The sequence below is a fragment of the Aeromonas sp. QDB62 genome (genome assembly GCF_027705695.1).
GTDB classification, from domain to species: domain Bacteria; phylum Pseudomonadota; class Gammaproteobacteria; order Enterobacterales; family Aeromonadaceae; genus Aeromonas; species Aeromonas allosaccharophila.
In genome coordinates this window covers 1-14,955 of the sequence record NZ_JAPDCD010000013.1, presented here as the reverse complement: position 1 = coordinate 14,955, position 14,955 = coordinate 1, and the positions used below count along the sequence as shown (strand labels likewise).

The 14,955-nt window shown below is 59.4% G+C and carries 18 protein-coding genes; 8 read left to right on the top strand and 10 right to left on the bottom strand.

The window, feature by feature from the left end; genetic code table 11:
- Positions 1-64 precede the first annotated feature (64 nt).
- The gene (locus OKC27_RS08400) at positions 65-241 is read left to right on the top strand and encodes a hypothetical protein (protein ID WP_182938817.1); all 177 of its coding nucleotides are present in this window, start codon (positions 65-67) and stop codon (positions 239-241) included.
- On the opposite strand, the gene OKC27_RS08395 is transcribed toward OKC27_RS08400, so the two are convergent.
- The 3 genes from OKC27_RS08395 to tatA all read right to left on the bottom strand — a co-directional run bounded on the left by OKC27_RS08395 (position 219) and on the right by tatA (position 2,350).
- The gene (locus OKC27_RS08395; RefSeq protein ID WP_182938816.1) at positions 219-1,640 is read right to left on the bottom strand and encodes a lytic transglycosylase F; all 1,422 of its coding nucleotides are present in this window, start codon (positions 1,638-1,640) and stop codon (positions 219-221) included. The two genes, OKC27_RS08400 and OKC27_RS08395, sit on opposite strands and share 23 nt — an antisense overlap.
- A 229-nt stretch (positions 1,641-1,869) precedes the next feature.
- Positions 1,870-2,172, bottom strand: a complete 303-nt coding sequence (locus OKC27_RS08390) for a YfcZ/YiiS family protein (RefSeq protein ID WP_005339945.1) — start codon at positions 2,170-2,172, stop codon at positions 1,870-1,872.
- Between the two features lie 16 nt (positions 2,173-2,188).
- Entirely contained in the window at positions 2,189-2,350 is a 162-nt protein-coding gene (gene tatA / locus OKC27_RS08385; protein WP_042057064.1) for a twin-arginine translocase TatA/TatE family subunit, read from the bottom strand.
- A gap of 276 nt (positions 2,351-2,626) precedes the next feature.
- Between tatA and OKC27_RS08380 the strand changes: the two genes are divergently transcribed.
- Positions 2,627-3,595, top strand: coding sequence for a LysR family transcriptional regulator (locus tag OKC27_RS08380; RefSeq protein ID WP_042658151.1), 969 nt, complete (start codon positions 2,627-2,629; stop codon positions 3,593-3,595).
- 75 nt (positions 3,596-3,670) lie between these two features.
- On the opposite strand, the gene OKC27_RS08375 is transcribed toward OKC27_RS08380, so the two are convergent.
- Together OKC27_RS08375 and OKC27_RS08370 are read right to left on the bottom strand one after the other, a co-directional pair.
- The gene (locus OKC27_RS08375) at positions 3,671-4,270 is read right to left on the bottom strand and encodes a YhgN family NAAT transporter (RefSeq protein WP_042057060.1); all 600 of its coding nucleotides are present in this window, start codon (positions 4,268-4,270) and stop codon (positions 3,671-3,673) included.
- A 97-nt stretch (positions 4,271-4,367) separates the two neighbouring features.
- Entirely contained in the window at positions 4,368-4,613 is a 246-nt protein-coding gene (locus OKC27_RS08370) for a YecH family metal-binding protein (protein WP_042057059.1), read from the bottom strand.
- 209 nt (positions 4,614-4,822) lie between these two features.
- Between OKC27_RS08370 and OKC27_RS08365 the strand changes: the two genes are divergently transcribed.
- Complete coding sequence (locus tag OKC27_RS08365; RefSeq protein WP_139409338.1) at positions 4,823-6,106, top strand: dicarboxylate/amino acid:cation symporter; 1,284 nt, start codon at positions 4,823-4,825, stop codon at positions 6,104-6,106.
- 11 nt (positions 6,107-6,117) lie between these two features.
- Here OKC27_RS08365 and OKC27_RS08360 read toward each other — a convergent pair whose 3' ends face one another.
- Positions 6,118-6,432, bottom strand: a complete 315-nt coding sequence (locus OKC27_RS08360; RefSeq protein WP_042057054.1) for a putative signal transducing protein — start codon at positions 6,430-6,432, stop codon at positions 6,118-6,120.
- A 9-nt stretch (positions 6,433-6,441) separates the two neighbouring features.
- The gene (locus tag OKC27_RS08355; protein ID WP_042057053.1) at positions 6,442-7,344 is read right to left on the bottom strand and encodes a LysR family transcriptional regulator; all 903 of its coding nucleotides are present in this window, start codon (positions 7,342-7,344) and stop codon (positions 6,442-6,444) included.
- 96 nt (positions 7,345-7,440) lie between these two features.
- Between OKC27_RS08355 and OKC27_RS08350 the strand changes: the two genes are divergently transcribed.
- Together OKC27_RS08350 and OKC27_RS08345 are read left to right on the top strand one after the other, a co-directional pair.
- The gene (locus OKC27_RS08350) at positions 7,441-8,493 is read left to right on the top strand and encodes an HlyD family secretion protein (protein ID WP_182938815.1); all 1,053 of its coding nucleotides are present in this window, start codon (positions 7,441-7,443) and stop codon (positions 8,491-8,493) included.
- Entirely contained in the window at positions 8,493-10,046 is a 1,554-nt protein-coding gene (locus tag OKC27_RS08345; protein WP_182938814.1) for a DHA2 family efflux MFS transporter permease subunit, read from the top strand. The genes OKC27_RS08350 and OKC27_RS08345 overlap by 1 nt, the downstream gene beginning before the upstream one ends.
- Positions 10,047-10,124: 78 nt before the next feature.
- On the opposite strand, the gene OKC27_RS08340 is transcribed toward OKC27_RS08345, so the two are convergent.
- A complete protein-coding gene (locus OKC27_RS08340; protein WP_042658155.1) occupies positions 10,125-10,751 on the bottom strand; it encodes a lysoplasmalogenase in 627 nt (208 codons plus the stop codon).
- 187 nt (positions 10,752-10,938) lie between these two features.
- Between OKC27_RS08340 and OKC27_RS08335 the strand changes: the two genes are divergently transcribed.
- Complete coding sequence (locus OKC27_RS08335; RefSeq protein WP_167573640.1) at positions 10,939-11,082, top strand: hypothetical protein; 144 nt, start codon at positions 10,939-10,941, stop codon at positions 11,080-11,082.
- Between the two features lie 215 nt (positions 11,083-11,297).
- Here the strand turns inward: OKC27_RS08335 and OKC27_RS08330 are convergent, their stop codons facing one another.
- Positions 11,298-12,416, bottom strand: a complete 1,119-nt coding sequence (locus OKC27_RS08330; protein WP_182938813.1) for a fatty acid desaturase — start codon at positions 12,414-12,416, stop codon at positions 11,298-11,300.
- A 147-nt stretch (positions 12,417-12,563) separates the two neighbouring features.
- Here OKC27_RS08330 and fabR point away from each other — a divergent pair, with 147 nt between their 5' ends.
- Entirely contained in the window at positions 12,564-13,184 is a 621-nt protein-coding gene (gene fabR, locus OKC27_RS08325) for an HTH-type transcriptional repressor FabR (RefSeq protein WP_058054236.1), read from the top strand.
- Positions 13,185-13,203: 19 nt separating this feature from the next.
- Positions 13,204-13,569, top strand: a complete 366-nt coding sequence (locus tag OKC27_RS08320) for a YijD family membrane protein (protein WP_182938812.1) — start codon at positions 13,204-13,206, stop codon at positions 13,567-13,569.
- Between the two features lie 94 nt (positions 13,570-13,663).
- Here the strand turns inward: OKC27_RS08320 and OKC27_RS08315 are convergent.
- Positions 13,664-14,826, bottom strand: a protein-coding gene (locus OKC27_RS08315) for an IS3 family transposase (protein ID WP_270806166.1) whose coding sequence is annotated in 2 segments (ribosomal slippage) — positions 13,664-14,568 and positions 14,568-14,826 — 1,164 coding nt in all. Because the reading frame shifts where the segments join, the coding sequence is not laid out codon by codon here.
- Positions 14,827-14,955 lie beyond the last annotated feature (129 nt).

Sequence of the window (14,955 nt, the reverse complement as noted above, 5' to 3'; positions counted from 1 at the left end):
CTGCTGTCATGGCCGGGTGTCATAACGCTGGCGAGCCTCTTCACATATTCAAAAGGAGTTGCTGATGGAACTGCATGATACCCCGATGTTGCGCTATCTGGGCCAGCTCAGCCAGCCAGATCTCATCCCGACCACCGGCCCCGCCCACTGGTTTTTGCAACACAGGGACGGTGGCTGGCAATTGCCGACCGTGCAGGCGACCCTGCCGGTCAACCGGCTCAGGGCTGAGCCGCTTCGATAGCGGCAGCCTTGCCCTCGATCTGGGGCAGGCTGAAACGATAGGCCACGTAGTACTTGTAGATGGTGCCGACATAGTTGATCGGCCCCTGCCCAACTTCGTTGGCCACCAGCTGATCCACGTTGCCGAACCAGACGTTGGGATCGAGCCCCAGCTTCTCGGCCTTGCCCCGCAGCGCCTGCACCCGGTTAGGCCCCGCGTTGTAGGCGGCGAGGGCAAACAGGTGGCGGTTGAGCCGATCCAGCTCGGGATCATTGAAGTAGGTATCGAGGATCAACCGCATGTAGCGGCAGGCGGCTTCCACATTGCCCTCAAGGGTGGTCAGTCTGGCGCCGTTGATACCGACCTCCCGCCCCGTGCCAGGCAGCAGTTGCATGATGCCCACGGCCCCCTTGTGCGAACGCACCTTGGGATTGAGGCCGGACTCCTTGTAGCCGAGCGCCGCCAGCATCAGCCAGTCGAGATCGTATTGATTGGCGTACTTCTCCAGCACCTTGCGAATGGTCGCCAGTCGCCCCATGGGGTCCGGCGCCAGGATATTGCTCATCTGATCGCTGTGAACCAGCAACCGGCGCAGGGTCATGTCGCTGTAGAGGCTGTTGCGGCTGACACTCGCCAGATAGCCATTGACCGCCTTGAGCAGCTCGGGGCTGTTCTTGCGTAGCGCCCAGGCGCTGGTGCCGTTGCTGCGTAGGGGGATCAGCTTGTGAGCCTTGAGGCCGGAGATCATCCCCCCCAGCCAGATCCGCCCCTTGTAGCTGTCGGTCACCGTCAGGGGAATGATGCCGGCGGCCACCATCTCCAGCAGATCGCCATCCTGCAGGTATTCGGGCACCGTCTCGATATAGACGGGGGGCAGCCCCAGCTCGCGAAACAGCCAGTTGAGCTGACGCAGACTCTCGTAGTAGCTGGAGCTGGCGCGCACCCAGACCCGCCTGCCGGAGAGCTGGGTAATGCGGTTGAAGGCGGGCAAGCTGTTCTGGCTCACCACCCACTCCTCGATGGAAGAGATGAGCGGCCGGGAGAAGGCCACCTGTTCACGCCGGGTCGGGGTCACCGTCATGGTCGCTGCCACCAGATCGCCGCGCCCTTCGGCCAGATAGTCCAGCAGCTTGTCCTGGCGCACCGGGATGTAGACCACCTTGAGCTTGACCTTCTCCTTGGCGAGATAGGTCTTGTTCAGCCAGCGCTCGAACCCTTGTAGCTGGTTGACCAGAATGCCGTACTGGGAGCCGCGATCGAGAAAATAGAAGCCGCGCTCATAGACCACCAGAGCCCTGAGTTCGCGTTTTTGCAGAATGCTTTCGAGATCCCCGGGTTGGGGCAGACGCAGTGGCTTGAGTTCAGCCGCCAGCAGGGGAAAACAGCAAAGGGCCAGCAGAGCCCAGATCCAGCGTCGCATCACGATGGCTGCCCCTGCGCTAACGTCACGCCTGCTGCCGATTGGCAGCACGGATCACGATAGAGGGTGGGATTGGGGGCAGAGATCCATCGCTGCGTCATGATGTTTGCGCCTTCTGTTGGCCGACTCGCGCCGGGCAAAAACGTCTGTGGGATAGAGTAACTATAGAACGCCGACCCACAGCAGAAGGGTCAACACGGCAGGCAAACCTGCCGCGTTATCAGACCACTCAGATAGAGCGGGCCCGCATTTCGAAAATCAGTTTTTCGGCGGTGCAGGTGAATTGCAGGCGGGCTTTCAGGATCACGCCGTTGGCGCCCTGGGTCAGTTCGCTGCTCACTTGAGCTTCGGCAGTGACCTGTTTGGCCAGTGCTTCATAGGCAGCCAGCTTGGCGCGGGCATCAGCCTCGGCCGCGGCTTCAATAACCAGATCCATCACATCGTCGCCTTCGCCGATGATGGTGCCGATCTCGGCAAAACAGCCGCAGCTGTCACAGGTTTCGTTCAGTTCAACTTTCTCGTCTACAGACATTTTCTACTCCTACTGCTTATTTCGGATGATTTGCGTCGTCACGCATCGCCTTGCGAAAATCTTTGATGGCGGTCCCCAGATCCTCACCTGCACCGGCAAGACGCTTGCTGCCGAAGACCAGCACAACGACCAGCAAGAGGATCAGCATATGCCAGATATGAATTCCACCGAGTCCCATAGGGATACTCCCTCACAAAGAGATATCTGTTACTTGTATCAAAATAGAGCGCTGGGATTGTTGGGCAAAATCAAGGCAGGTGCAAGTGAGCAAATAAATCATAGCCAAAAAATAGGGCGACCCTGAGGTCGCCATATTGATTGTGCTACATGTCCCCTCAACCGCTACATCCTGTACCAGTGGTTCATGCGAACCTGAGACCATTCGAGGATAAGATCGCCAAGATATGAAAACAAATGGTATAAATTCATCTTAGAATTGAAGAGGATTCATATCATGCTGCTGGAACAACTGGGTCGCATCGACCTCAATCTGCTGATTATCCTGCAGGTACTGCTGGAAGAGCGCAACGGCAGCAAGGCGGCACGCCGCCTTCATCTGAGCCAATCCGCCGTCAGCAAGGCCCTCGGCCGCCTGCGCGATACCTTTAACGATCCCCTCTTCATCCGCTCTGCCTACGGGCTGGAACCCACCGGCCGTGCCCTTGCGCTGCAACAGCAGTTGCAACCCATCCTGCTGTCGCTGGACAATCTGATCCAGCCGCCAGAGTTTGACCCCGCCAGCTCCGAGCGGGAGTTCGTCATCGCCAGCATGGACAGCGCATTTACCCTGTTTGCCCCGCTCTACCTGAGCGAGCTGAAGCGGCAGGCACCAAGGATCCGCCTGCGTTACGAGGAGTGGACCGAGAACAGTCTGACCGAGATGAGTCAGGGGCAGGTGGATATCGCCTTCGCGGTGCGGGAGAACTGCATCAGCTCCGATTACCGGCTCGATACCCTGCCCGACAGCATCTGTCAGCGAGTGCTGGCGGTCGATGATCTCACCTGTCTGGTGCAGCAGCACCACCCCGCGCTGCGGGAGCCCAACTGGAATCTGGATCACTATCTCAGCTACCCCCATGTGCAGACCTATTGCGAGGGACGGGATCGCTGGATGCTGGATCACAAGCTGGCGGAGCAGGATCTCTATCGACGTATCGAGGCGACCGTGCCCTCCTTCGAGGCGGCGCTGCGGATGGGGATGCACTCCGACATGATAGTGACCCTCTCCAAGCTCTACGCCCGCCACGCCACCCAGGTCTATCCGCTGTTGCAACTGCCACTGCCCATCGGGTTGGACAGCATCTCCCACCTGCTGATCTGGCATCAGCGTCACAGCGAGGATCCGGGCCACCGCTGGCTGCGGGAGCTGTTGCTGTCCCTCATCATGAGCAAACTGGAACCCGCAGCGACCACACACGGGTGACGGCACACCTGCTCGGCGGCACAAAAAACGGGGCTCTGCATAGCCCCGTTTCATTTATTTCGGCATGTAAACCGGTCAGCCCTGACCGGTCACCGCCAGATAGTGATGTACGCCGTCCAGCAGCATCTGGACCGAGATCATCACCAGCAGCATGCCCATTAATCGCTCCACCGCAGTGAGTCCCCGCTCACCCAACAGCTTGTTGAATACCTCGTAGAACATCAGGATCACCGCGCTGGCGGCCCAGGCCATGAAGAGCGCCAGCGACCAGTCCACCATCCGGGCTGGCTCCTGATTGGCCAGCAGCATCAAAGAGGCAAGGATCGACGGGCCGGCGATCATCGGGATCGCCATCGGCACCAGGAAGGGCTCCTCGCCCGCCGCCAGTCCGGTCACCCCCCCTTCACTCGGGAAGATCATCTTGATGGCGATCAGGAACAGGATGATGCCCCCGGCAATGCTGACCGCTTCCTGCCGCAGATTGAGGAAGCCGAGGATCTGCTGACCGACAAACAGGAACAGCATCATGATGGCCAGCGAGAAGAGCAGCTCGCGGATCATCACCTTGCGGCGTCGCTTGGGATCGATATGACGCAGGATAGAGAGGAAGACCGGCAGGTTGCCCAGCGGGTCCATGATCAGAAACAGCATGACTGCGGCAGAAAAAGTATCCATACAACGCCCGGGCTACGCCCTGAATAGGGAAAAGAGAGGGGGCGAAATATAGCAAAGGGCGAAGAATTGAGCGAGCGCCAGATGCGCTCGCTGGGGGTTAACCGTGGTTGCAGATCTTGTCGGCATGGGTCTGGAAGCCCTCTGCCGAGTCGATAAATTTGCCACGAGCGGCCAGGAAGTCGATCAGCGCCTCCGCATCCATCTCACTGGCACTGCAGGTATGAAAACGGGCCTCGGCACCGAACCGCTCCGCCATCGCCTGTTTCAGGCTGGCACGGGTAAATTGCCCCCCTTGCGCCAGCATCATTTCCATCACTTCGTGACCATGAACCGATTGCGACATCTCTCACCTCAATAATGAACATATTTAATGCCAATTAAATATCGCCCCGCCCGGAGGGATCTTGATATAGGCCAATAAATTGCGCATTACCTGGCCAGGGGAGTGGTCACCGCCGCCGCTTTGTCGATAATGTGGCAACCCGCGTCAGGGATCGCTACACTGGCGCCCCTTTTTGGCCATCGCAGACAATGTATAAGGATATTGGCGTCATGCTGTTCCATGGAGAGGCTCTCAAGCCCTGGCAGATCTGGACCCGCCGCCCCCTCTGGCTCAAGACCCTGATCGGCATGCTGACAGGGATTGGTCTGGGCGTCGGTTTTGAACAGCAGGCCCTGCTGCTCAAGCCCCTTGGCGTCTTGTTCGTCAACACCATCCAGATGCTGATGGTGCCCCTTATCTTCTGCTCAGTCATCGCCGGTCTCACCTCGCTGCTCAAGGGCAAGGCCCTCGATCGCATCGGCAGCAAGGCGATCTGTCTCTACTTCTGCTCGACCGCCATCGCCATCTGCATCGGCCTGATGATGGGCTGGCTGCTGGAGCCCGGCATGGGTGCCGACATGGGCCCCTATGAGCGGATCGGCATGTCGGAACCGCCCACCCTGGCCAGCGTGCTGAGCCATCTGGTGCCGAGCAACCCGGTACAGGCGATGGTAGATGGCAAGATCCTGCAAGTGATCGTCTTTGCGGTGGCGCTGGCGGTGGCCCTCAACGCCAGCGGTCGCCGTGGTCGTCCCGCCATCCTCTTCTTCACCTCGCTGGCCGAGGGGATGTTCAAGCTGACCCAGATGGTGATGGCGCTCGCCCCTTATGGTGTCTGCGCCCTGATGGCCTGGATGACCGGCAAGTACGGCCTCGATCTGCTGCTGCCGCTGCTCAAGGTGATCGGCGCCGTCTACCTCGGTTGCCTGCTGCACGTGCTCGGGGTCTACAGCACCCTGCTGCTCCTGCTGGCACGGCTCAATCCGTTGCACTACTTCAAAAGCATCGTCGATGCCCAGGCGGTGGCCTTCACCAGCAGTTCCAGCAGCTCCACCCTGCCCATCAGTCTGGCCTGCGCCGAGAAGCGGCTGGGAGTCTCACCCGCCATCACCGCCAAGGTGCTGCCCATCGGCGCCACTATCAACATGGATGGCACGGCCCTCTATCAGGGGGTCACTGCGCTGTTCGTGGCTCAGGCATTCGGGGTGGACCTGCACATGGTCGATTACCTGACCATCATCAGCATCGCCACCCTGGCCAGTATCGGCACAGCTGGCACCCCGGGCACCGGGTTGATGCTGCTGACCCTGACGCTGACGGCGGTGGGCTTGCCGCTGGAAGGGGTGGCACTGATTGCTGGCATTGACCGGATCCTCGACATGGCGCGCACCACGGTCAATGTATCGGGGGATATTCTGGTGTCGGTGCTGATCGCCCGCAGCGAGAACGAGCTGGATCTGGCGATCTATCATGATGCCAGCGCGGGGGAAGATATCGAGTTCCCGCCGCGCTAGCGGAAGAAAACTCAGCTGTCGTGGGGATCGTGATGACAGCGCCAGCAGACCTCAAAGTTGGCGCCGTTCTCCTCCCCGCACTGACCGCACAGCCAACCGTTACCCTGACGCTGCTGGTAACGCTCGATGACCCGCCCCGCCCTGCTGCGATCCTCGGCCCGCACCATCAGGGTCACCTGCAACATGTCGACCGGCAGTTCGCCAAGGGCGCCGGAAAGCCCCTCGCCATTGAGCCGCACCAGCACCCCTTCTGCCTCCAGCGCCCCTTTCAGGGCGTGTGCCTCCAGGGTATGAGAGGCGCGATAGAGATTGATCCAGTTATCCATAGCTCCCCCTTACAACAGCTTGTCGATGCCAAACTCGGCGCCGTTCTCAATCATGAAATCGATGAATGCCCGCAACTTGCGCGGCATCAGCCGCCGCTCCGGAAACAGCAGGTAGATGGGCACCCTGGGTTGCTGCCACTCTGGCAGCAGGATCACCAACTCGCCGCTGGCCAGCTCATCCTGACAGAGCATAGCGGGTAACGAGGCCAACCCCAGCCCCGCCTTCGCCGCCTCTCGGGCACAGGTAATATTATTGACCCGAAAACGGGATGGGGGGTCAACCAGCACCTCTCTGCCATCCAGCTCGAAGCACCAATGAGAGGCGAGAAACCCGCTGCTCACCGTCACCCGCTCGTGATTGACCAGATCCTCCGGCCGCGCGATGACCGGACTGCGCGCCAGATAGTCCGGGCTGGCACAAAGCAGCCGTCCGGTGCTCCAGAGCCGGCGGGCCGCCAGATTGGAGTCGCTCATGTCGCCAATTCGCACCACCGCATCCAGCCCTTCGCTGATGGGGTCCACCACCCGATTGGTCAGCTCCAGCTCCACCTGCAAGGCAGGATAGGCCTGCAAAAACTTGGCGACCAAGCGCCCGACCACCAGTTGCCCTGTCTCGATGGGCACCGCCAGTTTGAGGATGCCGGTCACCTCCTGCTGGCTGGCGCTCAGCATCAGCTCGGCTTCGGTCAGGGCATCGACCGCCTTGCTGCAGTGCAGGTAGTACTTCTCCCCCTCCTCGGTCAAAGTGAGCTGACGGGTGGAGCGATAGAGCAGTCGCACCCCGAGCCGCTGTTCCAGCTCGGCGATACGGCGGCTGACCATCGCCTTGGTCATCCCCAGCTCGCGGGCGGCTCCCGTAAACGAGCCTTTGTCGACGATACGCACCAGAATTAACGCGGCATTGAGATCCATTGTTGCACCAGTGAAACTGTATATCTCGTGAACCAATACTAATCGAAACAGTTGACCAGTGTTAGCCTGCGCCCCTTAAGTTCAGGAATCACAAAAATGAGTCAACACAAAAAAATTCCCCTGCTGGCAGCCATGATATTGGCGCTGCTCGGTCTGCTGTTCGCCGGTTACTGGTATCTTCACGGCCGCCATTTTGAAAGCACCGACAACGCCTACCTGCAGAGTGAAGTGACCGGGATCAGCTCCAAGCTGCCCGGCTATATCCGCGAAGTGCTGGTCACCGACAACCAGCCGGTCAAAGCGGGCCAGCTGATCGCCCGGCTCGATGACCGTGAATACAAGACCAAAGTGGCCGAGGCTGAGGCCGACCTGCATCTCAATCAGGCGACGGCCGAAAATCTCGCTGCCACCCGCACCCAACAGCTGAGCCTGATCCAGCAAGCCGAGGCCAAGGTCGCCTCCGCCAATGCCGAACAGCTGCGCGCCAGCCAGCAGGTCAACCGCATCAGCCAGCTCAACCAGCGCCACTACAGCTCGCAAGACAGTCTGGACGAGGTGCGTGCCGGTCTGCAGGTCAATCAGGCGCAAGCCCAGGAGGCCAAAGCCGCCCTGCAGGCGGCCCGTGAACGCCTGCTGGTACTGGATGCCGAGCGCAAACAGAACCTGGCCAAGCTGGCATTGAGCGAAGCACAACTGGAGCAGGCCAAGCTGGAGCTTGGCTACACCGAACTGCGGGCGCCTGCCGATGGCATCATCGGCAAGCGCAGCCTGCGGGAAGGGCTCTACGTCCAGTCCGGCATGCAGGTCGCCAGTCTGGTGCCGCTGCAGCAGGTGTGGGTCGAGGCCAACTTCAAGGAGACCCAGCTCGCCCATATGCAGCCGGGCCAGAAGGTCGAAGTGGTGCTCGATGCCTACCCGGATCAACCGGTCGAGGGGATCATCGACAGCCTGGCCCCGGCGACCGGTGCCAAGTTCGCCCTGCTGCCACCGGAGAATGCCACCGGAAACTTCACCAAAATCGTGCAGCGGGTGCCGGTCAAGATCCGCATCCCCGAGCCGGGCCTGCTGGCTGGCAAGCTGCTGCCGGGTCTCTCTACCGAAGTGATCGTGGATACCCGCACGCCTGATCCCGTGGTTGCCGCCAACTAATGGAACCCATTCCACGTCGCAACTGGATCGCGGTCATGGGGGGCCTCATCGGCGCCTTCATGGCCATCCTCGATATCCAGATCACCAATGCCTCCCTGAAGGATATTCAGGGGGCGCTATCGGCCACTCTGAGCGAAAGCTCCTGGATCTCCACCTCCTATCTGGTGGCGGAGATGATCGCCATCCCCCTGAGCGGCTGGTTGAGCCGGGGGCTGAGCGTGCGCCGCTACCTGCTGTGGACCACCGGCGCCTTTATCGTCGCCTCCGTACTCTGCTCGTTCAGCTGGAACCTCACCAGCATGATCGTCTTTCGGGCGCTGCAGGGTTTCACCGGCGGGGCGCTGATCCCGATGGCTTTCTCCCTCATCGTCACCCTGTTGCCGCTACAGAAGCGGGCCACCGGCATGGCGCTGTTTGGCCTCTGCGCCACCTTCGCCCCCGCTATCGGCCCGACCCTCGGCGGTTGGCTCACCGAACAGATGTCATGGCACTACATCTTCTACCTCAACGTGCCGCCAGGACTGCTGGTGATGGCCATGCTGGCCCACGGGCTGGACAAAAAGCCGGTGGACTGGGCCGTGATCAAGCGGGTGGATCTCATCGGCATCGTCACCATGGCGCTCGGGCTCGGCTTGCTGGAGGTGGTACTGGAGGAGGGCAATCGGGAGGACTGGTTCGGCTCAAGCTTCATCGTGCGACTGGCGGTGATCTCGGCGGTGGCGCTGGTGTTCTTCGTCATCAGCCAGCTGATCCGCCGCCACCCGCTGGTCAATCTGCGGCTGCTGCATAACCCGCGCTTCGCGCTGGCCTGCTTCGCCTATCTGATCCTCGGGATGGCGTTGATGGGTTCCATCTATGTGTTGCCGCTCTACATGACCCAGATCCACAACTACAACGCGCTGGAAATCGGCGAGGTACTGATGTGGATGGGACTGCCGCAACTGCTGGTGCTGCCGCTGGTGCCCAAACTGACCCACAAGATAGACCCGCGCTATCTGGTGAGCTTCGGCTTCCTGATCTTCGCCGTCAGCTGCTTTATGAACGTCAACATGAGTGCCGACTACGCCGGGCCGCAGCTGATCCAGTCGCTCATCGTGCGGGCGCTGGGGCAACCCTTCATTATGGTGCCGCTGTCGCTGGTAGCGACCGCCAGTCTGAGCCACGACGAGATACCCTCCTCCTCGACCCTGCTCAACGTGCTGCGCAACCTCGGCGGCGCCTTCGGTATCGCCATCATCGCGACCTTGCTCGACAACGATACCCGCACCCATGTGCTGCAGATTGGCAGCACTCTGGCCGCCAGCAGTATCGAGGGGCAGAGCTATCTGCTGCAGCTGGCCCAGAGCATGATGGCGCAGGGCTCAGGCCCCGAGATTGCCCAGCAGCAAGCGCGGGCCATGCTGGCCAATACCATCAACCGGGAGGCGGCCATCATGGCCTATAACCAGGTGTTCTACATCATGGGGATCTTCCTGCTGATCGCCAGCGGCCTGATGCTGTTGCTCAAATCCCCCGCCCCACGGGCAGCGGATGCCGAACCGCTAGAGGCGTGAAAAAACGCCGGGCATAAAACGAAAAACGGGCCAATGCCCGTTTTTCGCTATCTATTACCTGTACTCAACCAGAAGGCATTATCCCGCCAGCGATCCCGCAATCAGGAATTGCGCGGCGAAGTAGCTGCTCATGACCCAGGCCCGAGCGTGGGGAAAGGGGCGGCGGAAGCGATCGAGCGCCAGCATGCTGTCGGAGAAGAGGAACATCAGCGCCCCCACCAGAGCGGCGGCAGAACCGGCAGTGAGAGAGGCATGCCAGGCACCGGCGGCCACCCAGGCCATGCCGATGATCACCAGCATGTAGCAGAAGACCGGGATCCGCATCTCCCCCAGCTTGCCCCACAGCAGACCAAAGACCATGCCGGCGATCAGCAACAGCAGCAAACCATCCAACAGATTGAGCACCAACGGCCCCTGGGCAAAGCCGACGATATAGCAGAGATGCGCGACAAAAAACGCCGCTAACCCCTGAATGAAGCGATCGCTTGGCAGCATCAGCAGCACATCGCCCGCCAGCGAGAGGCAGAGGCCGAGCAGGATCCAGGCGTGAGAACCGTCGTGGTCATAACTCTGGTAGCCGAACGCCAACGCGATGATAAGCAGCATGGTCAGCGGCTTGCTGATATAGAACTGGCGGCTGTCTGAACCGTAGGCAGCACGGATGTGCCACCAACCTGAAGCGATGATCAAGAAACTCAATAACATGCCCTGCTCCTCACCTGTTGCTCGCAGTCATACGGCAACCGTTTTTATCATGGTGCAGGGTAACAAATTCCCTCCCCCAGTGGCAGGGGTGCTTATCAAATGGACAGACTAAGCCTAAAGTCTAATTGCCGCCCCGAGTGGTTCAGGGCATAAGTGACGGGTCTGGAGGATCACCATGGAAGAAGCTATGAAAAACTATCTGCCCGCCATCGATATTATGATGTGCCATCTGGGGATCAGCTTTGAGCAGGCCTGCGAACAGCTGGGTCTCAGCCAGCAGGAGCAACAGGCACTGGATCAGTTGCAGCAACAGCAGAGCCAAACCAACTAGCCCTCCCGTTATTGGATATCATGATGTGCCATCCGGGGATCAGCTTTGAGCAGGCCTGCGAACAGCTGGGTCTCAGCCAGCAGGAGCAACAAGCACTGGATCAGTTGCAACAACAGCAGAGCCAGACCAACTAGCCCGTTCAAACATGCATACCAAAGAGAAGACCGCCAGCAGGCGGTCTTCTCTTTAAGTCTGTGTGATACCCCGGCAAGGCATCATGCAATGCCTGCCAGCAGGCGACTCCAGCTGCGTTTACCTGCGATGAAGCCATCCCGCAAAGCGCGGTACTCCAGTTGCAGCTTGAGGCGGTCATAGCGCGCCAGCGCCTTGCGCTTGCGCAGCTCCAGCAGCCGTTTGCGACTGGCGTAGTAGTGTTGCAGTTGCTGGCTCAGCTTGTCGTACTCCTCCTGCAGCAGTGCCTGCCACAGTTCGCGATCCTCCTGCTTGCGCAATCTGGCTTGCGCCCGCTTCAGCTGCATCAGCAGCCGGGCCTGCTCAATACGCTCCTCCGGCGAGGATCTGAGATCCCCCGCCAGACCACACCAGGAGGCGAGCCGGATCAACCACTTGGTCGGATCGAACTGCCACCAGTGAATGCCGTTGCGGTAGTCATTCTCGAACAGGTGGTGAAAGTTGTGGTACCCCTCACCAAAAGTGAAAAAGGCCAGGATGCCGTTATCGCGAGCGGTATTGCGGTCGGTATAGGGCTGACTGCCCCAGATGTGGGCCAGCGAGTTGATGAAGAAGGTGGTGTGGTGAGTCATCACCATCCGCAGCACGCCCGCCAACAGCAGCATGCCGAGCAGATCCCCGTGCCACAGGCCAAGCAGCAGCGGCAGACCCAGATTGGTCGCCAGCACCAGCATCAGGTAGTGACGGTGCTGAAACGCGACCACAGTGTTGTTCTGCAGATCCCGCACATTGCTGTAATCGCCATAGCGATCTCCCTGATGCTCCCGCAACATCCAGCCGATGTGGGAGTACCAGAAACCGCGCCCCGCGCTATAGGGGTCTTTTTCATTGTCATCCACATGGCGATGATGACGGCGATGATCGGCCGACCAGTGCAGGGCCGAATTCTGCAGCGCCAACGCGCCGCCGATGGCAAACAACCACTGCAAAGCGGGGTGCGCCTTATAGGCCTTGTGCGACCAGAGCCGGTGATAGCCTGCGGTGATGGAGAGACCACTCAGGCAGAACAACAACAGGAAGCTGGCCCACTGCCAGAGATCGTAACCGTGGCTCATGCCGTACCAGGGCACGACAATCAACGCCACTATCCCGGAGAGGGAGAACAGCAGGGTATTGGTCAAAATAATCGGGGGTCTGGCCATCTCATAGCATCCTTTCAGCGAACAGCTGTTCACCATTTTCCATGGCGATTTCCTCAGGGTCAATGGTAAAAAAGTAGGATACAAACCTGATCCTGAGGCGCCTTCGGGTTATCATTTGGCCTCGATAAGCTGAAGGTGACTGATTCTGTGGGTATTCGCGCTCAACAAAAAGAAAAAACCCGGCGTACATTGATCGATGCTGCATTCAGCCAACTGTGTGCCAACCGGAGTTTCTCCAATCTCAGCCTGCGGGAAGTCGCTCGTGAAGCGGGTATTGCCCCCACCTCTTTCTATCGCCACTTTCGCGACATGGAAGAGCTGGGCCTGACCCTGGTTGACGAAGGGGGTCTTACCCTGCGCCAACTGATGCGCCAGGCACGCCAGCGCATTGCCGGTGGCGGCAGTGTCATCAGCACCTCGGTGCAGACCTTTATGGAGTTTGTCGAGAACAACCCCAACATCTTCCGGCTGCTGCTGCGGGAGCGCTCCGGCACCTCGGCCGCCTTTCGTCAGGCGGTGGCTCGCGAAATCCAGCACTTCATCGCCGAGCTGACCGATTATCTGGAAGCCACCACCGAAGCGCCACGGGAAGATGCCTACATCCAGGCTGAAGCCATGGTCACCATCGTATTCAGTGCCGGCGCCGATGCGCTCGACATGACCAGCGAAGAGTGCCGGGCACTCTCCGACCGAACCATTAGCCAACTGCGGATGATCGCCATGGGCGCCGAGGTACAAAACCAGAAGCGCCGTGCACCTCACCCATGACCACAGGATGGAGAACGACATGCCTGAACAGCTTATGATCCCGAAAAAACCGCTCGCCATGGCGATGCTGATTGGCATCTGTGGCGACGCCTCTCTGGCCGTGCTGACCAACTCGGTCGTACCTTTCTCCTTCTTCCCGCTGATTGCCCTCTGGCTGGCGGCCTATCAGCTGTTCCAGCACTATCGCCATGAACCCATGGTGGGCAATACCCCCATCTGTACCCTGTTCTGCTTCTTTATCGGTGCCTTCGGCCACTCTGCGCTGCTCAAGGTGCAATACCCGGAGCTCGGCAGCAACTTCTTTTCCCTGATCATGATGCTGCTGCTACTGGCAGCCCTCTCCATCAAACTTGGCCTGAGCATTGGCAACAAAGAGAAGCCCTGATAAATCGACCGAGTGATGGTAATCACCTGATAGATAAAGCAAAGAGGCCTTTCCAACGGGAAGGCCTCTTTGTTTGTGGTACACACTGTAGTGGTCAACTAAATCCGGACACTTGGTTAGGCCGAACCTCGGCTTTTGCTGGCGGTATCCCGTCATTGTATTGATGTGGACGCCGCCAGTTGTAGTAATCCATGAGGTAACAACTGATATCCCGCTTTGCTTCCCGCAGGCTCATGTATCCCCTTGCCGGGAGCCACTCTGACTTCAGGCTTCTGAACAATCGCTCCATCGGTGCGTTATCCCAGCAATTACCACGCCGACTCATGCTCTGGGTCATGCGATAGCGCCACAGTCGTTGCCGAAATGCCCGACTGCCGTATTGGCTACCTTGGTCAGAGTGAAACAGCACACCGGATGGGCAACCTCGCAGCTGATAGGCCATCTCCAGTGCTTTTATTGCCAATTCTGCATCTGGTTTGTCAGACATCGCCCAGCCCACGACCCGCCGGGTATGCAGGTCGAGCACTGCGGCCAGGTAATGCCAGTGACCACCGGCCCAGACGTAAGTGATATCGCCACACCACACCTGATTGGGTTGCTGGACATCAAATTCGCGGGCCAGCAGATTGGGAATATCCGGTCGTTCAGACTGTGCCACCTTATAACGGTGTGCGCCCAGCTGCCTGGATGCCAGCCCGGCTTCCTTCATCAGGTTACGTACTTTGAATCGACCAATCTGATACCCCAACTCCCGCATCATCGACATCAAGGTGCGGCTGCCTGCCGAGCCTCGGCTCTCTTTGAACAACCGGCGCAACTCGCTGCGTTGCTGTATCCGCTCACGGTTAATCGTCCGCTTGCTAGCCAGATAGTCGTAAAAACAGGAAGTGGGAACATCGAAAGCGCAGCATACCAGGGTGATGGGGGCTTGCTCTCTTAATTGGTCTATCAGCGCGTACGTGTGAACTCGTCCGTCATCAAGAGAGCCGTAGCCTTTGTTAGAATGTCCTTTTCGCGCTCGAGCCGATGGATGCGGGCTTCCAGCTCCTGAATTTTCTGCTGCTCAGGAGTCAGTGCTTTGCTAATAGGAGTGGTGCCGGTTCGTTCGGATTGTAGTTGCTGAACCCAGCGGCGAAGTACGGTTTCACCGACATTCAGTGAACGGCTTGCTTCGGGGACAGAATATCCCTGGTCGAGCACCAGGGATGCGGCTTCGAGTTTGAATTCGGCAGTAAATGAGCGACGTAATCTTGTCATTGAACACCTCTGGTCATGGTGGCGACTGTACCACCTAAAATGGTGTCCAGGATGATTAGACCATATATGGACGCCCCCGGGTTGTGCAAGAACTGAACTGATACGGTTTGCGACCATATATCCGGCGTT